This window comes from Bacteroidota bacterium (assembly GCA_016715425.1).
In the GTDB taxonomy this organism is placed as follows: Bacteria; Bacteroidota; Bacteroidia; order Chitinophagales; family BACL12; genus JADKAC01.
Genome location: JADKAC010000005.1, coordinates 194,644 through 217,318, shown reverse-complemented (window position 1 = coordinate 217,318; position 22,675 = coordinate 194,644). Strand labels below are relative to the sequence as shown.

General features: G+C 34.8%; 19 protein-coding genes. 10 read left to right on the top strand and 9 right to left on the bottom strand.

Annotation, left to right across the window (positions count from 1 at the left end):
* Nucleotides 1-21: 21 nt before the first annotated feature.
* Nucleotides 22-219, top strand: coding sequence for a hypothetical protein (locus IPN31_06840; protein ID MBK8681611.1), 198 nt, complete (start codon nucleotides 22-24; stop codon nucleotides 217-219).
* Nucleotides 220-642: 423 nt separating this feature from the next.
* Here the strand turns inward: IPN31_06840 and IPN31_06835 are convergent, their stop codons facing one another.
* From IPN31_06835 to IPN31_06805, 7 genes are read right to left on the bottom strand one after another with little or no spacing between them, the layout of a single operon-like run.
* Nucleotides 643-1,671, bottom strand: coding sequence for an FAD:protein FMN transferase (locus tag IPN31_06835; protein MBK8681610.1), 1,029 nt, complete (start codon nucleotides 1,669-1,671; stop codon nucleotides 643-645).
* A gap of 59 nt (nucleotides 1,672-1,730) precedes the next feature.
* The gene (locus IPN31_06830; protein ID MBK8681609.1) at nucleotides 1,731-2,996 is read right to left on the bottom strand and encodes an NADH:ubiquinone reductase (Na(+)-transporting) subunit F; all 1,266 of its coding nucleotides are present in this window, start codon (nucleotides 2,994-2,996) and stop codon (nucleotides 1,731-1,733) included.
* A gap of 10 nt (nucleotides 2,997-3,006) precedes the next feature.
* Nucleotides 3,007-3,597 carry an NADH:ubiquinone reductase (Na(+)-transporting) subunit E gene (gene nqrE, locus IPN31_06825; protein ID MBK8681608.1) on the bottom strand — a complete coding sequence of 197 codons (591 nt, stop codon included), beginning with the start codon at nucleotides 3,595-3,597 and terminating at the stop codon, nucleotides 3,007-3,009.
* 18 nt (nucleotides 3,598-3,615) lie between these two features.
* A complete protein-coding gene (locus IPN31_06820; GenBank protein MBK8681607.1) occupies nucleotides 3,616-4,263 on the bottom strand; it encodes an NADH:ubiquinone reductase (Na(+)-transporting) subunit D in 648 nt (215 codons plus the stop codon).
* Between the two features lie 7 nt (nucleotides 4,264-4,270).
* A complete protein-coding gene (gene nqrC, locus IPN31_06815; GenBank protein ID MBK8681606.1) occupies nucleotides 4,271-4,969 on the bottom strand; it encodes an NADH:ubiquinone reductase (Na(+)-transporting) subunit C in 699 nt (232 codons plus the stop codon).
* Between the two features lie 10 nt (nucleotides 4,970-4,979).
* Nucleotides 4,980-6,218 carry an NADH:ubiquinone reductase (Na(+)-transporting) subunit B gene (locus IPN31_06810; protein MBK8681605.1) on the bottom strand — a complete coding sequence of 413 codons (1,239 nt, stop codon included), beginning with the start codon at nucleotides 6,216-6,218 and terminating at the stop codon, nucleotides 4,980-4,982.
* 18 nt (nucleotides 6,219-6,236) lie between these two features.
* Nucleotides 6,237-7,595, bottom strand: a complete 1,359-nt coding sequence (locus tag IPN31_06805) for a Na(+)-translocating NADH-quinone reductase subunit A (GenBank protein MBK8681604.1) — start codon at nucleotides 7,593-7,595, stop codon at nucleotides 6,237-6,239.
* 187 nt (nucleotides 7,596-7,782) lie between these two features.
* Between IPN31_06805 and IPN31_06800 the strand changes: the two genes are divergently transcribed.
* The 4 genes from IPN31_06800 to IPN31_06785 all read left to right on the top strand — a co-directional run bounded on the left by IPN31_06800 (nucleotide 7,783) and on the right by IPN31_06785 (nucleotide 12,629).
* Nucleotides 7,783-9,039 (top strand): DUF5103 domain-containing protein, encoded by a 1,257-nt coding sequence (locus tag IPN31_06800; GenBank protein MBK8681603.1) that lies wholly within the window; start codon nucleotides 7,783-7,785, stop codon nucleotides 9,037-9,039.
* Nucleotides 9,040-9,041: 2 nt separating this feature from the next.
* Nucleotides 9,042-9,542, top strand: a complete 501-nt coding sequence (locus IPN31_06795; protein MBK8681602.1) for a DinB family protein — start codon at nucleotides 9,042-9,044, stop codon at nucleotides 9,540-9,542.
* A 216-nt stretch (nucleotides 9,543-9,758) separates the two neighbouring features.
* Complete coding sequence (locus tag IPN31_06790; GenBank protein MBK8681601.1) at nucleotides 9,759-10,247, top strand: hypothetical protein; 489 nt, start codon at nucleotides 9,759-9,761, stop codon at nucleotides 10,245-10,247.
* A gap of 261 nt (nucleotides 10,248-10,508) precedes the next feature.
* Nucleotides 10,509-12,629: a T9SS type A sorting domain-containing protein gene (locus IPN31_06785; protein ID MBK8681600.1), complete on the top strand. Its 2,121-nt coding sequence runs from the start codon at nucleotides 10,509-10,511 to the stop codon at nucleotides 12,627-12,629.
* Nucleotides 12,630-13,309: 680 nt separating this feature from the next.
* On the opposite strand, the gene IPN31_06780 is transcribed toward IPN31_06785, so the two are convergent.
* Nucleotides 13,310-15,580, bottom strand: a complete 2,271-nt coding sequence (locus tag IPN31_06780) for a sodium-translocating pyrophosphatase (GenBank protein ID MBK8681599.1) — start codon at nucleotides 15,578-15,580, stop codon at nucleotides 13,310-13,312.
* Nucleotides 15,581-15,720: 140 nt separating this feature from the next.
* On the opposite strand from IPN31_06780, the gene IPN31_06775 reads away from it, so the two are divergent.
* Nucleotides 15,721-16,539 carry a hypothetical protein gene (locus tag IPN31_06775; protein MBK8681598.1) on the top strand — a complete coding sequence of 273 codons (819 nt, stop codon included), beginning with the start codon at nucleotides 15,721-15,723 and terminating at the stop codon, nucleotides 16,537-16,539.
* Nucleotides 16,526-18,625 (top strand): hypothetical protein, encoded by a 2,100-nt coding sequence (locus IPN31_06770; GenBank protein ID MBK8681597.1) that lies wholly within the window; start codon nucleotides 16,526-16,528, stop codon nucleotides 18,623-18,625. The genes IPN31_06775 and IPN31_06770 overlap by 14 nt, the downstream gene beginning before the upstream one ends.
* 4 nt (nucleotides 18,626-18,629) lie before the next feature.
* Here the strand turns inward: IPN31_06770 and IPN31_06765 are convergent, their stop codons facing one another.
* Entirely contained in the window at nucleotides 18,630-19,157 is a 528-nt protein-coding gene (locus tag IPN31_06765) for an RDD family protein (GenBank protein ID MBK8681596.1), read from the bottom strand.
* Nucleotides 19,158-19,331: 174 nt separating this feature from the next.
* Here IPN31_06765 and lepA point away from each other — a divergent pair, with 174 nt between their 5' ends.
* From lepA to IPN31_06750, 3 genes are read left to right on the top strand one after another with little or no spacing between them, the layout of a single operon-like run.
* Nucleotides 19,332-21,122 (top strand): elongation factor 4, encoded by a 1,791-nt coding sequence (gene lepA / locus IPN31_06760; GenBank protein MBK8681595.1) that lies wholly within the window; start codon nucleotides 19,332-19,334, stop codon nucleotides 21,120-21,122.
* A 10-nt stretch (nucleotides 21,123-21,132) separates the two neighbouring features.
* A complete protein-coding gene (locus tag IPN31_06755; protein MBK8681594.1) occupies nucleotides 21,133-22,017 on the top strand; it encodes a bifunctional 5,10-methylene-tetrahydrofolate dehydrogenase/5,10-methylene-tetrahydrofolate cyclohydrolase in 885 nt (294 codons plus the stop codon).
* A 39-nt stretch (nucleotides 22,018-22,056) separates the two neighbouring features.
* Nucleotides 22,057-22,638 (top strand): 7-carboxy-7-deazaguanine synthase QueE, encoded by a 582-nt coding sequence (locus IPN31_06750; GenBank protein ID MBK8681593.1) that lies wholly within the window; start codon nucleotides 22,057-22,059, stop codon nucleotides 22,636-22,638.
* Nucleotides 22,639-22,675 lie beyond the last annotated feature (37 nt).

The following is a 22,675-nucleotide window of genomic DNA, read 5'->3' as shown; positions in this document are numbered from 1 at the left end:
AATTTGTAAAAATTTTAAGAAATGAGCACTCTACTTTATACAATACTATTAATTGGCGCTGCCATCTTTTTATTTTCTATCCGAATCATCTTCGTAAAAGGCGGAGAATTTCGTGGTACCTGTTCCAGCAACAATCCTATGTTGAAAAATGAAATCGGCGAATGTACTGTTTGTGGTCGTGCTCCCGGCGAAGCATGTGCTGATCCGAATAAAGCATAAATGTTTTTTTTGACTACTTGCCTTTAGCAATTCGCACAAGTCTCAAGCGTATTATTATTCTTAAACTAAACACTCAACCGCAGCGTCATTGAGAGGCGAAGCAATCTTAATCAACATTTACAATTTCCCTTCCGAAGGGAGGAAAACAAAAATCATTTTACAATTTCAACAATCAATTAAGCTGTGTTGAAACATTCCTGTATTTGTCTGAACTATGATTTATTTGATTTTGTGATTGGCATGAATAAAAAAAAGAGTATCGGGTATTGGGAAATATGAATTGGCAAACTGATGAATTAATATTTAATAATTTGGAATTGAAAAAATACAGTTAGCTGAATTAGGATTTGTAGGATTATTGGATGATAGGATTTTTATTTCTTTTTGTTTGGTACCCGATACCCAATTCCTAATTCCTAATTCTTAATTCTTTCTCTCTTCCACCAAATCTTTCAGTCCGCTACTATACCAGGTTTGCATATTATCTTCTGCATCGGTGTAAATAAAATATGCTTGTAATGAAGCATTGTTTTCTACAAATTGTTTTGCGTTTTCAAAACCCATTACCATACATGCTGTAGCAAATGCATCTGCATAAATTCCTTCATCGGTAATAATTGTTGCACTTAATAAATTATTGGTTTCGGGATAACCGGTATGCGGATTAATTGTATGTCCATATCGCTTGCCTTCCACCATTACATATTTATTATAGTTACCACTTGTTGCCAATGCTTTGTTTTGCAATGCAATGGTTGAAATATATTGTTTGGATAATTCTTCCGGTTGCATAATAGCAACAGTCCAGTTGTGTTTGTTTGCATTTACTCCTCTTGCTCTTACTTCACCACCAATTTCAATCAGGTAATTATGTATGTTATTATATTCTAAAAATTCACCCAATAAATCCGCAGCAAAACCGGGTGCAAATGCATTTACATCTAATCTCGCTTTTGGGTTTTTCTTTTTTAGAAATTGATTGTACTGATATATATTTTCCCATTGTGCAATTACCAAAAGTGAATCAATTGTTTTTTGCGAAGCATCCACTTCCAATGATTTTTGTTTACCATAAAATCCCCAATATTTTACAAGCGGCGCAACAGCAGGATTAAATGCACCATGCGAATATTGATACACAGAATCTGCTGCAATCATTAATCGTGTAAACCATTCTAAATTACTTCCTATTAATGCAATTCCAGTATCACTATCATTAAATTGAGAGATAACGGATGTGGAATCATAAGTGCTGAATATTGCATTAAACTCTAATAACAAACTATCCAACGCTCCACTTAAATCACGACCTGCACTATCTAAATAAGTAATATTAAAATCGGAACCCATGGTTTCGCCATGCGATTTTACTTCCACCATTTTTACTGATGATGTGCATGATGCAAAAACAAAAATTGCAATGGTATTAACAACAAATATTAATTTCTTCATATAGCTAAAAATAAAACCCCGGTGCATTGACCGGGGTTTGAGTAAATAATTTTTTCTATTTATCCGCCGAAATCATCGAACGCAATATTCTCATCCGGCACTCCCAAATTATCCAACATCTTCATAACGGCGGCATTCATTTGGGGAGGTCCGCATAAGTAATATTCAACCTCTTCCGGTTCAGGATGATTCTTTAAATAATTATCTAACACCACCTGATGAATAAATCCTTTATAACCTGTCCAATTATCTTCCGGCAAAGGTTCACTCAATGCAACATTGTATTGAAAATTTGGGAAATCTTTTTCAATTGCACGGAATTGATCGGTATAAAATAATTCACGCAAGGAACGGCCACCATACCAATAAGAAACTTTGCGGGTTGTTTTTTCTGTATGGAATAAATGAAACACATGTGAGCGCAATGGAGCCATACCTGCACCACCTCCTATATAAATCATTTCCTTTTGTGTCGGCTTAATAAAGAATTCTCCATAAGGGCCACTGATAGTTACTTTATCTCCGGGCTTACATCCAAAAACAAACGAAGAACAAATACCCGGATTCACATCCATAAACTGTCCTTTCACTCTATCCCAGGGTGGTGTTGCAATACGAATATTCAACATAATAATATTTCCTTCCGCCGGGTGATTTGCCATAGAATACGCACGGAAAATCGGTTCAGGATTTTTCATTGTCAAATTCCACATATTGTACTTATCCCATTCTGGTTTAAACTGTGGTTCTATATCCATTGTTTTAAAATCCACTGTGCATACCGGCACATCAATTTGAATGTATCCACCACTTTCAAAATGTAAAATCTCACCTTCGGGTAATCGCACAACAAACTCTTTAATGTATGTTGCTACACCTCTATTTGAAACCACTTCACATTCCCATTTTTTAATTCCAAATATTTCAGCAGGCACATTAATTTTGAGATCACTGCGTACTTTCACCTGACACGCAAGCCGCCAATTATCTTTCACTTCTTTACGAGTAAAATATCCTTCTTCTGTTGGTAGAATATCACCCCCACCTTCAACCACCTGACACTTACACATGGCACAAGTACCACCACCTCCACAAGCAGAAGGAAGAAATATTTTTTGTTCTGAAAGTGTGCTTAATAAAGAGGCTCCCGGTTTTGCAATTACTGGTTCTTCCGTTTTACCATTAATAGTAATTTTTACATCCCCAGATGCAGTAAGTTTTGTTTTTGCATACAGTAATGCAACGGTAAGAAAAAGTATTACACCTGCAAATGCAGCGATGCTATAAATAATTATATTGAGATCGAGTAATAATATAAAGTCCATCTTAACCTTGTTAAAGTTTAATACCAATAAAGCTCATAAATGCCAGACCCATTAGTCCGGTAATAATAAATGCAATACCTAATCCACGCAATGGAGCAGGTACATTTGAATAGCGGATTTTTTCACGAATGGCAGCGATAGCCACAATTGCCAAAAACCAACCGAAGCCGGAACCTAAACCAAATACTGTAGCCTCACCTAATTGGTATTCCCTTGAATCCATGAATAATGCGCCTCCAAGAATTGCGCAGTTCACAGTAATAAGAGGTAGAAAAATTCCTAATGCATTATATAACGAGGGAGAAGATTTCTCAACTACCATTTCCACTAATTGCACCATTGCTGCAATTACGGCGATATAAATAATCAATTTTAAGAAAGTAAGATCTGTATGAAAAAGGCCATTCTCACTCAACAATTTATTATTAATTAGCCAATTCACCGGAATGGTAATTCCCAGTACAAATATTACTGCAAGTCCAAGACCTACTGCAGTTTTTACTTTTTTTGATACAGCAAGGTAAGAACACATGCCGAGGAAAAAACTCAACACCATATTTTCTATAAATGCTGACTTGATAAATATATTTACGTATTCCATTTTTTAAAACTTTGCAGATTAGGAAATATCAATAAGTTTGGTGTTACGTGCTCTTTGAATCCAGATGATTATTCCAATTAAAAAAATTGCAGCAGCAGGAATCAACATCAATCCATTGGGTACATACCAGGAAGGTAAAAGTGAATATCCAAATAAAGAACCTTTACCGAGTAATTCACGGAAGAAAGCAACGGTAACTAAAATAGCACCATATCCCACTCCATTACCAATACCATCTAAAAAAGATTGCCAGGGTTTATTTGCCATTGCAAAAGCTTCCAATCTTCCCATTAAAATACAGTTGGTAATAATCAATCCGATATAAACAGACATTTGTTTATAGACATCATATTGATAGGCATGCAACACCATTTCAACAATAGAAACGAGGGATGCAATTACCACCAATTGTATAATCATCCGAATGCGTCCGGGAATTGTATTGCGCAGCAGTGATATAATTAAATTACTAAAAGCAGTTACAATAATTACTGCCACAGACATTACCAATGCATTTCTTAAAGCAACAGTAACCGCAAGCGCAGAACAAATACCAAGTATCTGCACAGTAATCGGATTACTGTCGTTAAACGGATCAGTGAGTAAACGTCTTTCCTTTTTGCCGAATAATTCGGTTTTGGTTTTTACTATTGTTGTCTCGCTCATAATATATTTACTTTAATGAGGTTTGATTTTTAATGGTTTCAAAATAACTCAAATAATAACCAATGCCTCGTTCCATCATTTCATTCACACCATCACTGGTAATAGTAGCACCTGAGATTCCATCTATTTCGTGTTCAGGTTCTTTAATGCCTCCTTTCACCATACGGATAGAAACATAATTATTGTTTGAATCATAGATAGATTTACCAATAAATGGATCATCATATTTTTCGGGATTATCTTTTATTTCAGCACCAAGGCCAGGTGTTTCTGATTTATGATCCATTGACACACCAGCGATCGTATTAAAATCACTTTCTATAGCAACGTAGCCCCAAATTTTATCCCATAGTCCATTTCCAAAAACAGGCAAAATATATTTCTTACTGCCATCATCAGCGGTATATATAAATAAGGGATGAATTTGATCAGCTTCGGGCTTTTTATATTCAGCAGCCATAGAAACTGTTTCTGCAGGCACACCTTCCACTAATTTTCCATTGGCGTCAATCACAACGCTAGTGATTGATTTACCATAAACTTCTGCAGTGTTAGGAAGATCAACTAAGCCTACAGAACGCAGAATATCTTTTTGCGTAGCAAGCTTTTCATTTTCCAGCATCTGAGGTTCTAAACTGCTATGCGCAAAGGCAAGTGCAATGGCCACTATCACTGTAACAATTGAGGCATACACAATTGTATACATATTACTATTTCTATCCACGGGCTAAACGTCTTTTAATATTTGATTGAATAACTGCATAATCAATAAGTGGTGCAAATACATTCATAAATAGAACTGCCATCATAACTCCTTCCGGATAAGCTGGGTTCAAAACACGAATTATAATTGCAAGAAATCCTATTAAGAATCCATACCAATATTTTCCGATAGTAGTTTGACATGCAGTAACCGGATCTGTTGCCATAAATACAGCACCAAATAATAATCCGCCTGCAATTAAATGCATATATGCCGGCACTCCAATATGTGGATTATTAAATTCAAACATCAGATCAACTACGTTTAATAATAAACCCATAGTAAATGCACCTACTATAACAGATAACATTATTTTCCAACTGCCTATTCCTGTCCATATTAAAATCACGGCACCTAATAATATTGCTATCTTACTTGTTTCACCAATTGATCCGGGAATAAATCCAAATATCATATCAATGGGTGCATATCCCACCTGCTGATGAAAAGTGGAAAATCCGACATTACTCATTCCTTCCATGCCTTGTTTTGCCCATGTGCCTAAAACTGTGGCACCTGAAAATGCATCAGGACCTTGTTGTAAACCTGCAATCCAAACTTGATCGCCACTGATATAAGTTGGATAAGCAAAGAAGATAAATACCCTTGCAGTTAAAGCCACATTTAAAATATTCATTCCAGTTCCACCAAAAGCCTCCTTCACAATAATTACTGAAAAAACAGATGCTAATGCGACCATCCATAAGGGAATTTCCGGAGGCATAACTAATGGAATAAGCATCCCACTAACGAGATAACCTTCGTTTACCGGGTGACCACGAAATTGAGCGAAAATAAATTCTACTGCCAATCCACTTACATAAGCTACAATAACTATTGGCAATACTTTTATAAGTCCATAACCCAGCTTTGCCAAAAAGCCATCGAAAAAAGCAAGGTGTTCACCATTGGCAACATAATGCATGTGACCAACATTTAATATTCCAAAAATCAGCGAAGGGATTAATGCAAACACAACAATAATCATTGTTCGCTTCATATCAATTCCATCACGTATGTGCGCCCCTTGAGTGGTTACATGTGGTGGAACAAACAAAAAAGTTTTAAATGCATCAAAAGTGGAATGCAAATTTTCGAGCATGCCGCCCTTTTTAAAACTGGGTTCAAGCTCTTCTACTTTTTCCCAAAGTGGTTTGCTGATTTTATCACGCAATGGTTTAATCGGATCCATTCAGTTTTGTATGATTTATCAATTTTGTGAACGGACATAATCCAGTCCTTCACGAATAATTTCTTGTACTTCAACTTTAGATGTGCAAACGAATTCGCATAGAGCAAAATCTTCTTCACTCACCTCATAAATACCCAAACCTTCCATCAGGTCAAAGTCTCTTGCCATAATTGCTTTAACCAGATTCACCGGATAAATATCCATTGGTAAAACAGATTCATATTGACCGGTAACTACGTATGCCCGTTCTTCACCATGCATTCCGGTATTTACCCGAAAACCCGAAGGGGCTTCATTCATATAAGCCAAAAATGCACTTGATTTTGTAGGACGTGGATAGGCGGGTATTAACCATCCGAATAATTCCGGCTGGTCTCCTTCTTCAATAACTGTTAGCAAATGATCGTAATAACCAAGATGGCCGTTTGCTTCAATCTTTTTGCCTGTTAATACATTACCAGAAATATATCGCACATGTGTATTCTTCAGATTATTTTTTATGATTTCAGAAATATTTGCGCCTTGTAAAGTTTTAATATAACCAGTATGAATTAATTCAGGCCCTGCATAAGCAACCGTGCGCTCCGGTTGATATATACCTTCAGTAAATAATTTTCCAAGATTGGCAACATCCTGCGGATTGATATACCAAATTGTATCTCCTTTATTAATAGGATCTATATGATGTATTTGAATGCCCACATTTCCTGCCGGATGAGGACCGGAGAACCAATGCACTTCCACACCTTTTGCATAATCAAATGTATCACATGGTTTATGATCTGAGGATAGAGACAAATGAATTTTTCCTTTAGTCAGTTTGCTTAAAATCTTAATACCATTCTGGAAATCAAATTGCTTACCTGCCATTATAAAATTATAATCAGGTGCTAATGGAGCAGAATCAAATCCTGAAATAAAAATTGCTTTGGGTTCGTCTTTAGGATTTGCAGCAACATCATAAGGCCGTTGTTTAAGAAAATGCCATGCACCTGAATCTAACATGCGATCAATTATTTCAGTATTGGAAATAGAATTTACATCTGCTTTTCCCCACTGACGGTATTTCACAACTTGATCGGCAAGAATTATTATCTCAGTAATTGCCCGCTTTTCTCCTCTGCGTATTTCAATTACTTCTCCTGAAACCGGAGCCGTATAAAAGATATTATCATTTTGTTTATCAAAAAACAATTGATCACCTGCCATTACCTCATCTCCTTCCGCTACTAAAAGCTTAGGTATAGGTGCCAGTCCATGAAAATCAATTGGTTTAATTGAAAATGTTTTGGAAGTAAATGTGCTATTATTTTTTTTAGCCGGAACGCCTTCAATTTTAATATCGAAACCTCTCGTCAGCTTTATCACTTTTGTCATCTGTTAACCGATTTTTAAAAGACCCCCAAAGTTAAAGGCAAATTATTCTAATCAGCAACTTAAAAAACATTTTCGAACAAAATGAAAACATTTATACTTAACTATCAACTTTACATACACATTATTAAATAAGATAACGTTTTATTAGTTAAATTGTAATTTTCCAACTTTCCAACGACCACAATCAATGAGATTTATTTGCTTAATAATCTGTTCAATTTTTTTTACTCAAATCCAGGCGCAGGATGATGTCTATATTAATAAGGCACACTATCCTTTTATACGCACAGTGGAGTTACGTCGGATTGATCTTACTTTGGCTCCTCCGGCGGTTGAAATAAATACCGGCGACCAACTTCGCCTTTCATTTGATGATTTATCGGGAGTAGCAAAGTCTTACTATTATACTTTTATACACTGTAATCAGGATTGGTCTTCATCTGATTTAAATCATTATGAATTTCTGGATGGCTTTGAAGAGAATTATATAACAGAATTTGCATATTCATTTGCTACCTCTACCAAATATGTACATTATGATATTGACTTTCCAAATCAGGATGTAAAATTTAAAGTATCTGGAAATTATATTATTCAGATCTGGGATCAGAACAATGATACTATGCCTGTAATTACAAGACGCTTTTATGTGTTTGAAAATCTAGTGCCTGTGAATGCAGGTATTGTTCGACCAAATGTAGTTGCAAACAGAATGGAATATCAAAAAATTGAATTTACACTTGATCTAAAAACCATATCAGTAAACAATCCCTATGAGCTAATAAAAGTAAGTGTGATACAAAATGGAATTTCGTCCAGAGGTATGTATAATCTTAAACCAAGATTAATTCAAAATAATCTGATGATTTATGATGATAATAATCAAGTGTTTTCTGCACTAAAAGAATACAGAAGATTTGATACCCGCACTTTAAAATTTCAAACCGATCGCATCGTAAAAATTGATAGGCGTCCGGAAATTACTAACGTATTTATCAACATAGATGAAAGCCGTGGATACAAACAATATTTTTATGAGAAGGATATGAATGGAAACTTTGTAATTATGGCTGACTTAACAAACGATCCAAATGTGGAAGCAGACTATGCAATGATATATTTTACTATGGAATATCCTTACTGGTTAAACAATGGTAATTTTTATGTAGTAGGTAGTTTTAATGACTATACAATTACCGAAGAAAATAAGATGAAATATGATTTCGATAAACAACAATACAGTAGTCAATTATTTTTAAAACAAGGGTACTATAATTATATGTATGTATTTATACCGAATACAGAATCTACATTTGATTTTTCATATGCAGAAGGTAATTATTTCGAAACAGAAAATGAATACATGGTATTCGTATATTTACATTCATATGAACGTAATCACGATACACTTGTCGGTTTTAAAAGCTTGAGTTCTTATAAATAATTATGTCTCAAAAAAGCCTATTAATCAGTTATATTTCATATAATAATTGGGCGAATACCACCCTTATAAATCACATAAATAAAATACCGGAAAGCCCTATAAATACTGAGGTTGAAAGTAGTTTTAACACCTTACACAAAACATACTTTCACATTTGGGATGCGCAAGTAATCTGGTTAAAAAGAATGCAGGGAATTTCTTTGGATAAATGTCCTGATAAAACCAACATAAACAATTCTGATGAATGGTATATTTCTTTTTTAAAACAATCGGAAGAATTTTTAAATTACTTTACGGATAAATCAGATAATTACTTTGATGAGTTATGCATATATCATGATTTAAAAGGGAATGAATACAAACAAACCTTTGCACAAATAATTATGCATTGTATGAATCACTCTACCTATCATCGTGGTCAAATAATAACATGCATGCATCAATTAAAAATAACAGAAATTCCACAAACAGATTTTATCTATTATTTGCGGAATTATCAATAACAATTCTTCAAAATTTTATTTACATATGCCGTATAAATTTTTCACATAAAATGCACTCGCATTCATAATAAAAACATTCCTGATGAACATCAAAATGAATTTCACATTTGTATATTCTAATAATCACATGGAGTAGAAAATCAACACCCTACAAAAAAATATTTTTTGGTTATATAAAAATGTATTTACTTTTGCTGTAACCAAAATATAGTTCCAATGGCAAAAACAACAAAAAAAGCAGCAAAAAAAGCTGCGCCAAAAAAAGCCGCTGCAAAACGTGGCCGTCCGGCTGCAAAAAAAGCCGCTAAGAAAACTGCAAAAAAAGCGGTAAAGAAAACAGCTAAAAAAGCTGCTCCTAAAAAAGCAACTGTGAAAAAAACTGCTAAGAAAGTGGTGAAAAAAGCTGCTCCTAAAAAAGCTGGAAAAAAGACTGCAAAAAAAGCAGTGAAAAAAGCAACCAAAAAAGCTGCTCCTAAAAAGGCAACTAAAAAAGCTGCTAAGAAAACTGCAACTAAAAAAGCTGCTCCTAAAAAAGCAACTAAAAAAGCTGCGAAAAAAACAGTGAAAAAAGCAACTAAAAAAGCTGCTCCTAAAAAAGCAACTAAAAAAGCTGCAACAAAAAAAACAGCTAAAAAAGCTAGCCCAAAAAAGGCTACTAAAAAAGCTGCACCTCCGGCAACCGAAGGCGCTGTTGGTGAAATGTAATTTAATTTTTACCGAAAAAAGGAGCTCTCAAGGCTCCTTTTTTTATTTACACTATATTATATGTGTAGAATAAATTCTTATCCAAAAATTATTTGATACTATTAATATTATATATTTATATCTATCACTTTCCTAATACATAATATCGTCAAAATAACCGTTTAATAACATATTATTTTAACAATCAAATTTGATTTTCATTTTTTACTGCTATATTTATAGCTTCAAAAAAGTGATAATTTTAAAACTAAAAAGTTAACTATGAAAAGATTAATTACAAGTATTTTAACGGTGTTCATTACAATCTACGCCATTGGTCAGGCACCCGTTGTAAATACACCAGCTAAGCTAATGCCTGCAAGAGGTAATGCAATTGTGGACCTCGAGCAACCAGCATTTTACAAAAACAATGTGGCCAACGCACTTATTTCTAATAATTCAAACAAAGGTTCTAGCAGAGCAGGTGAAGAATTTATAGCTATTGGTACAGCTTATAATCTCTACACTATTCTATTAGCTCCACAATCACAGGTATCTTATATACCTGAAATCAACAGCGTTGCTTTTGTTCATCGTCAGAACAGTGGTGAACCTGGTGGCTCAGGAGCTATAGCTTACGATTTATCAACTGATGGTGGTGCTACTTGGGTAACTAATAATGTAGTTACTCCTGATTTTGTTGCAGGAACTAGTGGTATGGATGGAAATCGTTACCCAAGTGGTTCATTATGGAATCCTGCTGGAAACACGGATCCTATGAATGCATATTATTTAGCGCATGCTCCTACTCTTACTCCGGCAACCGGATCATGGGGTGCTACACTTCAAGCTTCTATGAAATTAGATGGAACTGATGGCAGTGAAGTGTATTTTTCAGAAGGTGGTAATTCTAACGATTATATCCCTTTTGGTATCAACAGTTATGAAAGTGGAAGTGCTTGGAGTGCTAATATGAATTTAGATGGTGATACTCATTATGTATATGAAATCACATCTGATGGTGCCGGTGGATTTGATTGGAATTCAACTGAGGTTGCTTCTGATTGGTATATCCTTGCTGATACAACAACAGCTACTACTACTGATTACACTGTTGTTTTTGATCATGCAGGTGTAATTGGATATGCATTATTTAATGGGTCTTTAAATTCTGATGGCCTCCATAACATTCAACCAACAATTTTGAAAACTATAGACGCAGGGGCTACTTGGTCTTACCTACCTTGGTTTGATTTAAGTGGATTATCTGAAATTCAGGATTGGATTGCTGCTTCTGATTTAGGAGCTGGTCCTATCAAACCTTACTTCAGCGAAATGGATGCAGTGGTTGATGCAGATGGTAAACTGAATATTTTCGCTGCTGTATTAAGTGGTTTTACATCAAATGTTGATGATTCACTTTACTTTATTTATGCAGACTATACTGTTATGATGCACTTTACAACATCTAATGGTACTGACTGGACTGCTAAAGAAATTGCATATAGTACTTTAACAGGCGTTACCTTTGGTGCTGTTGCAGTTACTTACAATCCACAGATGAGTGCAAATGCAGATGGTGACAGAATTTTTATGACATGGATGAATTCTGATTCATTAATTTTTACTGAGCATACTGCTCCTGATATTTATGCAATGGGTTACAATATTGAATCTGGAGATTATACCGCAGAGAGAAATGTAACTGCTGGTACAGATTATGAATATGGAGCTTACTATCCAACTACTGCATCAGTTTCAATTGACAATGGTGACTCTTATGAGATTCCTGTTGTATTTGCTTTACCTGGTGCTTTGGATACAGATCCTCCACAGTTCTATTATATTAAAGGACTGAAATTCTTAGAAAGTGAATTTGGTGGTGAGCCAGCAGCAGTTGCAAACTTTAATTATACTTTAGGAACCTTAGGTTCAGTTACATTTACTAATACTTCATCAAATGCCACTACTTATAGCTGGGATTTTGGTGATGGTACTGCTACTAGCCCGCTTACAAGCCCTACGCATACTTATACTTTAGAAGATACTTATGAAGTATGTTTAACAGCTTCAAATGCAACTAGCAGCAATGAAATTTGTAAAGATGTACTCGTTGACAATATAATTGCTATTGAAGATGTAATTCTTGCTAATGCATTAAAATTATATCCTTCTCCTGCTTCTAATGTAATAACAGTTGCTATCAACAGTAACTCTTACCAAAATGTAACTATTGAATTCTTCAATATGCGTGGTGAAAGTGCAATGAAGCCAGTTGAAATTAATTTGAACAACGGTTCAACAACTTCTATTGATGTTTCTACATTAGCAGAAGGAAACTACATTGTTAGAGTATATACTGATAATGGATATGCTATCCGTCAGATAAGCATAGTGAAATAAATAAATAATCTTTTCTGATACAAACCTCGGCAAGTTGCCGGGGTTTTTTATTGCTATTAATTCAAACTTTTCCTGCTTTTAATTCAATACAAATTTTATCTGTTTTAATGGGTAGGCTTTAACTAGATTTCAAATTCATAGTAAACGTCTTTTATATAGTTTGCACATTTTTTAAAGTGATAGAATAATCTTCATATACACTTTAGACAACCGCAAATCCTATACGTGTCAATGCTTTACATAAGGCTATTTAGTTTCAAATAAAGTGGTTAACACGCAAAGAATTAGTTATTAGCCAATACATATACTTGTATTCCTTTCATCAAAAAAAAGGATTGCATTTCGTTGTTACTTTTTTCAAGCTTTGATAAAGTGCATTGGTTTTTTAATCAATACATATATTGTCATTCATTCCTTAATAAAAAAGAATTGTTGAATTCGTAATTACTTTTATTTCTTCTAAGATTTAAGAAGATTAAATCACTTTGAAGATTTAGTGCCAGATTATATTTGATTCTCTTAAAAATTCTATTTATTAATCACTGAATATATTCCATGCATTCTTGGTTAATAGTATTTTTATTGCAATCAGGTATTTACTTTTTTAATCCAACAGCCAATTAATCCAATAAAAAAAGCCCACCGTTAAACCAGTGGGCTTCCTATTTTTTTAAAAACGATTATATCATTAATGCTGCAAGTACTAAACTTACCACGCTCATTAATTTAATTAAGATATTAATGGAAGGACCGGAAGTATCTTTAAATGGATCACCAACGGTATCTCCAACAACCGCAGCTTTATGTGCTTCACTACCTTTGTATTGCATTTTACCATCTATCTCCACACCTTCTTCAAACATTTTCTTTGCATTATCCCAAGCACCACCGGCATTAGACTGGAATATTGCCATTAGTACTCCGCTAACAGTAACCCCTGCAAGTAATCCTCCCAACATCTCAGGTCCCATTAACTCATGACCTGCGGTATTTAATCCCAACACTTTTGGTGCAAAGCCTACAATTACAGGAACCAAAACAGCCATCAAACCCGGAAGAACCATTTCCTTCACAGCAGCCTGAGTAGAAATTTCAACACATTTTGCATACTCTGCTTTACCATTTGCTGCTTCAAATGTATCTCTATCAGTTTGACTCCATTCTTCCATTTCTTTACCATCGTTGCGCTTCATCACTTCCAACGCTGCTTTTAATGCGGGTATATCAGCAAATTGACGACGTACTTCCTGTATCATACTCATGGCAGCTTTACCCACACTTTGCATTGCCATTGCACTAAACAAGAATGGGAGCATTGCGCCAACAAATACACCTGCAATAACGTGTGCCTGAGAAATATCGATTTGCTTTAATCCTGTTATTTGCATGAAGGCACCGAATAAAGCAAGTGCAGTTAATGCTGCAGAGCCAATAGCAAATCCTTTTCCAATAGCCGCAGTGGTATTTCCAACAGCATCTAATTTGTCAGTACGTTGACGCACTTCTTTAGGTAAATCTGCCATTTGAGCTATACCACCTGCATTATCCGAAATAGGTCCATAAGCATCCACGGCCAATTGAATACCTGTGTTTGACAGCATTCCCACCGCAGCGATTGCAATACCATATAAACCACCGAACATAAATGAAACAATAATGGATACCGCTAAAATGAGAATTGGTAAAGCTGTTGACATCATACCTACTGCTAAACCGGAGATAATATTTGTTGCAGCACCTGTTGAAGATTGCTTCACAATTTTTAATACCGGCTTTTTACCTGTTCCAGTATAATATTCAGTAATAAATCCAATTGCTGTTCCTGCAACTAACCCAACGATTGTTGCACCGAAAATGCCAACTGCTGTAATTGTGCGATCAACTCCATATAAAATATCGGTAAAAGTAAATTTTGCAGGAAGCATCCATGTAATAATGAAGTAAGATAATACCACCATTGCTATAGCGGAACCAATGGATCCCCCATTTAATGCTTTTTGTGGATCACCACCTTCTTTAACACGCACTAACATAGTTCCGATAATGGATGTAACAATACCTACCCCGCCTAAAACCAACGGAAGCAAAATAGCTGATAGTCCATTAAATCCATCTTCCCTAAAAGGTAAACCACCTTCTATTGTTCCTAACATAAAAGCAGTTCCAAGCACCATTGTACCTACTATAGAGCCGACATAACTTTCAAATAAATCGGCACCCATGCCTGCAACATCACCCACATTATCACCCACATTATCTGCAATAGTTGCTGGATTCAATGGGTGATCTTCAGGAATTCCCGCTTCTACTTTTCCAACAAGATCAGCACCAACATCTGCAGCTTTGGTATAAATACCACCACCCACACGGGCAAACAATGCAATAGAAGAAGCTCCAAAGGAAAATCCGGTAACGATGTTAATGATTTTTATTGCTGCTAATTGATTTTCCTCGGCAGTAACACCACCAAAACCATACATATTAGAATAAATGACTAACAAAGATCCTAGCCCAAGAATACCAAGACCAACAACGCCCATACCCATAACTGAACCGCCATTGAAAGCAATTTCCAATGCTTTGCCAAGGCTCTGTCTAGCTGCATTTGTAGTGCGCACATTCGCTTTTGTAGCTACTCGCATTCCAATAAATCCGGCTAATGCAGAACATAATGCACCAACAACAAATGAAACTCCAAGTAAGGCAGAGCTATTTTCTTCGCTGGCACCCGATAATGCCAGCAATACTGCAACAATTACAACAAAAATTGCAAGTATGCGATACTCAGCTTTTAAAAATGCCATTGCGCCATCTGAAATACTTTTAGCAATTATGGCCATGCGCTCAGTGCCCACCTCTTGTTTGGAAACCCAGCTGGCTCTTATGTAAGTAAAAATCAACGCCAGCACACCCATCAGGGGCACTATGTACAAAATCATTTGATAATCCATCGTAATATTAATTTTTGTTCTTTAATTAGAGGCGCAAAAATAGGTATTTACCTCTATAAAATTTTGTAGTTTTTACCACTATTTAAACCATTCAGATCAATTATTAACCAATATCTTTATCTCACTACTAATAAAATAAAATGAAGAAAATAATACTGGTTGTATTCGCAAGCTTTACTACTACTTTTAGTTTTTCGCAATTTGGAATAAACAATGCAGGCGCACGCACGAATGCATTAGGTGATGCTGGAACCAGTTTGATTGATGGTTTTAGTGCTGCAAATAATCAGGGCGCAATGGCATTTGTAGAGAACATAACACTTGCTGTTTCTGCAATATCCTATTATCAATTCGAAGATCTTACATCTGCATGGATAGCTTTTACATTGCCTACGGAAAATGCAGGCACTTTTGGTTTTACTTTTAATTTTCGTGGTGATGAAACGTTTCAATACAATAAAGCAGGAATCGCCTATGGCTTACAATTATTTGATCAGTTTGGAATAGGTATTCAATTAAATGGTTTGCATACAGTAATTACACAAACGGATGATGGTTGGGCGGCTACTGGTGAAGTTGGTTTATATTATACCCCTATTAAAGAATTTGCAGCTTCTTTCAGAATTTTTAATGCAGCACAAACTAAAATTGGTGGTGGCATACCCGATGATCAATTACCAACCTTTGTGAATTTTGGTATCGCATATATTCCTTCAGATGTATTTGGAATTTATTTAGATGGCGAATTAAATACCAGCGAAAGTTTTAGAATTAAAACAGGTCTTGAATATTTAGTTGCAGATATTTTGTATTTGCGTGGTGGATTCATGTCAAATCCTGCGCAATACACTGTTGGCTTTGGTTTAATGTTCGATAATTTTTTCTTAGATGCTTCCACTCAATATCACCCGCAATTAGGTATGTCGCCTTCTGCTGCTTTCTTATATGAATTCGAATAAGAATGTATATGATACAATTATTATCTTATGGATAACTTTTCAATCCATTTCTGTTACATATGCTCAAATAAATCCTGCCGGTGATAATATTCAAACCGGTGATGTGCTGGAACAAATGGTGGAATCAGAAGACCTAAGTGAATTTGATTACGACACTTTTTTAGAGTATCTCGATTTTTTAAAAGCAAATCCAATTAATTTAAATAATGCTACACTTACTGAATTAAGGAATACAAGACTTCTTTCTGAAATACAAATTCGTGATCTGTTGCAACATAAAAAATATTACGGATCACTTTTAAATATTTATGAACTTCAAACTATTTCTTCATTTACTTTAAATGATATTAATAGAATTAAACCTTATATAATTGTACAACAAAATAATAGTGCGTCTATTCAGAATATTTTTAATGAATTGGATGGCGGCAAATATCAAATTTATTTTCGCACTTCCAGAATTTTACAAGAGCAAATAGGTTATTCGGGTGATTCCACTTTATCCAGTCCGTATCTCGGTGATAATTATCGCATTTATACAAGATTCAGATATGCATATAAAAATAAATTAAGCTATGGAATCACTGCTGAAAAAGATCCTGGTGAAAGTTTTGGTGATAGCTATCAACCGAAAGGATTTGATTTTTATAGCGCACATTTTTTTCGAAGAACAAATGGTTTTATGAAATCTCTTGCTTTGGGTGATTATGAAGTGCGTATTGGTCAAGGACTTACAATTTTTAATGGATTCGGATTGGGAAAAAGTATCTATTCAATTGCTGTGCGTCGCACAGGACCGGTTCTGGACCCATATACTTCTGTGGATGAAAATAGATTTTTACGGGGTGCTGCTGCAACATTCGGCAGTGATAAATTACAGGCAACGGTATTCGGTTCTTATAAAAAAATTGATGCTAATGTTTCTGCTGTAGATTCAGTGGATAGCGATATCCCTTCTGAAGTAAGTTCAATTACTTATACAGGTTTGCATCGCACAGTAAATGAATGGGAAGATAAAGATGCTATTAAAGAATTAATAACCGGAGCAGATATTACTTATTATAATCCCTTGTTTTCAATTGGAGTTTCTGGTAATTATACAAAATTAAGTGCACCATTAAATAAAGATATTTCACCGTATGAAATTTTTGATTTTAATGATGATGAATTATTAAATCTCGGGGTACATTACTCTGTTTTACTCCGCAATAATTTATTTTTTGGAGAAACTGCAATGAGTGAAAATAAAAAGATTGCAACCATAAATGGACTCGTACTTTCATTAGATCCCAAAGTAGATATTTCAATTGTGCATCGCTATTACGACAGAGCCTATCAATCGTTATATGCAAATGCTTTTTCTGAAAACTCTACTCCTCAAAATGAACAAGGATTATATACCGGTTTTGAAATTCGTCCGAAACGAGCAATAAAGTTTTCCGGATATCTGGATATGTATAAAAATCCATGGCTTGAATATGATGCAGATGCACCCACTTATGGCACGGATATAATTATGCAAATTACTTATCAGCCAAATAAAATAATGCAAACTTATCTGCGGTTTAAAACAGAAACCTCCTCACTAAATGCAGATGCAGATTTTCAAGGTGAAATACCACATGATATAATTACCAATGTTATAAAAAGAAATATAAGATTACATCTGGAATATAAAATAAGTCAAACTATTACTTTGCGTAACCGGTTTGAATATGTGTTTTATGATCAGAGTTTTGATAGTCCCGAAAAGGGCTATATTCTTTATCAGGATGTAAATTATAAACCCTTCAATTCACCTTTTGCTTTCTATACACGATTTGCAGTTTTTAATACTGACTCCTACGATACAAGAATCTATACTTACGAAAGTGATTTGTTATATGCATATAGTATAAGCAATTTCAGCGGGCATGGTACACGAACATATATAATGATACAGTATTCTCCATTGCGATGGTTGGAATTCTGGTTTAAGATTGCAAATACACATTACACTGATCGCAATGAAATTGGCAGCGGCAATGATTTAATTTACGGCAACAATAAAACAGATACACGATTGCAGGTACGAATTACTTGGTAGAATTCTATTTTTTTAATACAAGTGTATTGGCTACTTTATCATGTAAGGTTTGCTTTTTCTTATCGAAAAATGCAATTATAAACCCTATAAAGAATATAAGTGTAGATACAATTTTCGCAAAAAATCTAACTGTAGTTGTAGCTAAAGATGCCTTTCCCCCATCCTTTCGCCGAACTCGAATTCCCGTTAAAAGTTTTCCTATACTACCACCAAATAATCCTTCTATTAAGCCTAGGAATAACCACGGAATAAAAATGATTCCGACAAAAGATTCCATTGGATAATTTTTCAAAAAATCTTGTATGTACACACTTCTTTGCGGATCTGTAACGATGGGTGCCATGTAAGCAAATAACTGATATTCATCCATCAGGTTGGTAGGTCCACCTTCATTAGATACTCTGATTTCTATAGGTGTTTTTCCCAATGCCATTATTAGAAATAGTGTGGAAATCATTCCAATTATAATTAGATCTATAATAAATGCAATGGAACGTACAATTAGATTCGCATTTTGAAATTGGTGTGTCATAATTGTAAAATTATGGGATTAGTTAATTATTTGAGCAATGTTATAAAAAAAAAGTAATATACTTTATTTTAAGATGGTTACAATTGTTTCTGTAGTAATTCAAAAAAAAGAAATACTCCTGTTAAGGCTTTTAAATTCCCTATTTTTGCCGCCAGTTTCAGGAGATTTTCCAATATGAAGAACATAAGAAATTTTTGCATTATTGCACACATAGATCACGGCAAAAGCACCTTGGCGGATAGACTTTTACAAGCTACAAAAACTGTTAGTGACAGAGATTATCAAGACCAGATGCTGGATAATATGGATATAGAACGTGAGCGTGGTATTACTATTAAGAGCCATGCAATTCAGATGGATTATGTGCATGGTAATGAAGACTATGTATTAAATCTTATTGATACACCCGGTCATGTAGATTTCTCGTATGAAGTTTCCCGTTCCATTGCGGCATGTGAAGGCGCATTGCTTTTAGTGGATGCTTCTCAAGGAATTCAAGCACAAACAATTTCCAATTTATATTTAGCGATAGAACATAATCTTGAAATTATTCCTATCGTAAATAAAATTGATATGGATGGTGCAATGGTAGAAGAAACGAAGGATCAGATTGTGGATTTAATCGGTTGTAAAAGAGAAGAAATAATTGAAGCAAGTGGAAAAACAGGATTGGGAGTTCAAGATATTTTTGATGCTATTATCAATCGTATACCTGCACCAAAAGGAGATCCAAATGCTCCATTACAAGCTTTGATTTTTGATTCCATGTTCAACAACTATCGTGGAGTAGTTGCTTACTATCGCATCTTCAATGGCACATTGAAAAAGAATGATAAAATAAAATTTGTTGCAACAGGAAAATCATATCAGGCAGATGAAGTTGGAATTTTGCGCATGAGTTTCGAGCCACGTGAAAAAGTTTCTGCGGGTGATGTTGGTTATATTATTACAGGAATAAAGCAAGCGAAAGAAATTAAAGTAGGTGATACCATAACTCATGTAGGAATAAAATCAGATATCATAAAAGGATTTCAAGATGTAAAGCCGATGGTATTTGCAGGTATTTATCCATTAGATAATGATGAATATGAAGACTTGCGTGATAGTCTTGAAAAATTGCAACTGAATGATGCATCACTTGTATTCGAACCTGAAAGTTCTGTTGCATTAGGCTTTGGTTTTCGCTGCGGATTTTTAGGTTTGCTACATCTCGAAATTGTACAGGAAAGATTGGAAAGAGAGTTTGATCAAAATATCATTATTACTGTTCCCAACGTATCTTTTAATGCATTTACAACTTCGGGTGAAATGTTAGTAGTGCATAATCCCACAGATATGCCGGATGCTTCTTATTTGGATCATGTAGAAGAGCCTTATATAAAAGCGCAAATTATTACTCAACCGGATTATATCGGTTCCATCATGAAATTATGTATGGATAAACGAGGTGTTTTGCAAAACCAAATTTATCTCACTACTTCCAGAGTTGAACTGATATTTGAAATGCCGCTTACTGAAATTGTTTTTGATTTTTATGATAGATTAAAATCTATATCACGTGGTTATGCTTCTTTTGATTATGAATTAACAGATTATAAACCAGGTGATCTGGTAAAGCTGGATATAAAATTAAATGGTGAACCTGTGGATGCTTTTTCTGCATTAATTCACCGTGATAAAGCCTATGAATTTGGAAGCAAGCTCTGTAAAAAATTAAAAGATTTATTACCACGTCAACAATTCATGATTGCCATTCAAGCTGCAATTGGTGCAAAAATTATCGCTCGTGAAACTATTTCTGCTATGCGAAAAGACGTAACAGCAAAATGTTATGGTGGTGATATTTCCCGGAAAAGAAAATTATTAGAAAAGCAGAAAAAAGGAAAGAAAAAAATGCGTCAGATAGGGTCTGTTGAAGTTCCGCAGGAAGCATTTTTAGCAGTTCTTAAATTAAATGAAGAATAAATTAATAATTATGAGTCCGTTAATACTCGATGGAAAAAAATTGTCCGCAGTTATTAAAGAAGAAATAGCTAACGAAATTGAAAACATCAAAAAAGCAGGTGGTAAAATTCCACATCTTGCAGCAGTGTTAGTTGGTACTGATGGTGCAAGTGAAACTTATGTAAAAAGCAAAGTGACTTCTTGTAATAAAGTGGGAATGCAATCATCTTTAATAAGATTAGATGCTGATACATCAGAAGAAAAATTATTGCAGGTAATTGATGAGTTGAATAATAATACGGATATAGATGGATTTATAGTGCAACTTCCATTGCCAAAACATATTGATGAAAATAAAGTAACCTTAGCTATAAAACCGGAGAAAGATGTGGATGGATTTCATCCCGAAAATATTGGCAGAGTACAATTGAATTTACCTGCATTTGTATCTGCCACACCAATGGGTATAATGACAATTTTGGAAAGATATCATATTGAAACAAATGGGATGCATTGTGTAGTTGTTGGAAGAAGTAATATTGTTGGAACACCCATGAGTATTTTACTTTCACGCAATAGTGAGCCGGGTAATTGTACGGTAACACTTTGCCATAGCCACACAAAAAATATGAAAGAAATATTATTAGAAGCAGACATCATTGTGGCTGCATTAGGTAAACCTGAATTTGTAACCGCAGATATGGTGAAAGAAGGAGCTGTTGTAATTGATGTTGGTATTACAAGATTATCTGCGGATAATGAAAAAGGATATGTAATTAAAGGCGATGTAGATTATGAAAACGTAGCGCCAAAATGCAGAGCCATAACTCCTGTTCCCGGTGGCGTTGGAGTAATGACGGTTACTTCACTCATGCAAAATACTTTGAGTGCAGCAAAGAAAATTTATTACGCTTAAGCAATCATAATGGAAGCTTTAAATCCTGTAATTCCAATAATGGAACATTTTTATACGGTGCAAGGCGAAGGATTTCATCAGGGCAAAGCAGCGTATTTTATTCGCACAGCAGGTTGTGATGTAGGTTGTGTTTGGTGTGATGTAAAAGAAAGTTGGGATGCCGAAAAACATGCTGTTTTATCAGTTCAGGAATTAGCACATACCGCAGCAAAGTATCCAACAGAAATTTGTGTAGTAACCGGCGGCGAACCATTGATGTATCAATTAGACTCTCTTACAGATGCATTACATGAAAACAAATTAAAAACACATCTTGAAACTTCTGGTGCTTATCCATTATCCGGAAATTGGGATTGGATTTGTTTCTCACCAAAAAAATTTAAAGCGCCACTTGATGAAGTTGCAAAAAAAGCAAACGAATTAAAGATTGTGATTTTTAATAAAAGTGATTTTTTGTGGGCAGAAGAAAACAGAAAAAAAGTATCTGCAGAGTGTTTATTATTTCTTCAACCCGAATGGGAAAAGCGCAATCATATCATGCCATTAATAATTGAATACACAAAGCAACATCCGGAATGGCAAATATCCTTGCAGTTGCATAAGTACATGGATGTACCATAACTAAAAATGCCCCGGTAACAACCGGAGCATTTTAAAA

Coding starts and splice junctions, on each gene's coding strand:
- IPN31_06755 (MBK8681594.1), top strand. CDS start 21,133: ATGAGTCCGTTAATACTCGATGGAAAAAAATTGTCCGCAGTTATTAAA.
- IPN31_06835 (MBK8681610.1), bottom strand. CDS start 1,671: ATGAAGAAATTAATATTTGTTGTTAATACCATTGCAATTTTTGTTTTT.
- nqrE (MBK8681608.1), bottom strand. CDS start 3,597: ATGGAATACGTAAATATATTTATCAAGTCAGCATTTATAGAAAATATG.
- IPN31_06785 (MBK8681600.1), top strand. CDS start 10,509: ATGAAAAGATTAATTACAAGTATTTTAACGGTGTTCATTACAATCTAC.
- IPN31_06795 (MBK8681602.1), top strand. CDS start 9,042: ATGTCTCAAAAAAGCCTATTAATCAGTTATATTTCATATAATAATTGG.
- IPN31_06820 (MBK8681607.1), bottom strand. CDS start 4,263: ATGAGCGAGACAACAATAGTAAAAACCAAAACCGAATTATTCGGCAAA.
- IPN31_06840 (MBK8681611.1), top strand. CDS start 22: ATGAGCACTCTACTTTATACAATACTATTAATTGGCGCTGCCATCTTT.
- IPN31_06765 (MBK8681596.1), bottom strand. CDS start 19,157: ATGACACACCAATTTCAAAATGCGAATCTAATTGTACGTTCCATTGCA.
- IPN31_06775 (MBK8681598.1), top strand. CDS start 15,721: ATGAAGAAAATAATACTGGTTGTATTCGCAAGCTTTACTACTACTTTT.
- IPN31_06810 (MBK8681605.1), bottom strand. CDS start 6,218: ATGGATCCGATTAAACCATTGCGTGATAAAATCAGCAAACCACTTTGG.
- nqrC (MBK8681606.1), bottom strand. CDS start 4,969: ATGTATACAATTGTGTATGCCTCAATTGTTACAGTGATAGTGGCCATT.
- IPN31_06830 (MBK8681609.1), bottom strand. CDS start 2,996: ATGGACTTTATATTATTACTCGATCTCAATATAATTATTTATAGCATC.
- IPN31_06800 (MBK8681603.1), top strand. CDS start 7,783: ATGAGATTTATTTGCTTAATAATCTGTTCAATTTTTTTTACTCAAATC.
- IPN31_06805 (MBK8681604.1), bottom strand. CDS start 7,595: ATGACAAAAGTGATAAAGCTGACGAGAGGTTTCGATATTAAAATTGAA.
- IPN31_06770 (MBK8681597.1), top strand. CDS start 16,526: ATGAATTCGAATAAGAATGTATATGATACAATTATTATCTTATGGATA.
- lepA (MBK8681595.1), top strand. CDS start 19,332: ATGAAGAACATAAGAAATTTTTGCATTATTGCACACATAGATCACGGC.
- IPN31_06780 (MBK8681599.1), bottom strand. CDS start 15,580: ATGGATTATCAAATGATTTTGTACATAGTGCCCCTGATGGGTGTGCTG.
- IPN31_06790 (MBK8681601.1), top strand. CDS start 9,759: ATGGCAAAAACAACAAAAAAAGCAGCAAAAAAAGCTGCGCCAAAAAAA.
- IPN31_06750 (MBK8681593.1), top strand. CDS start 22,057: ATGGAACATTTTTATACGGTGCAAGGCGAAGGATTTCATCAGGGCAAA.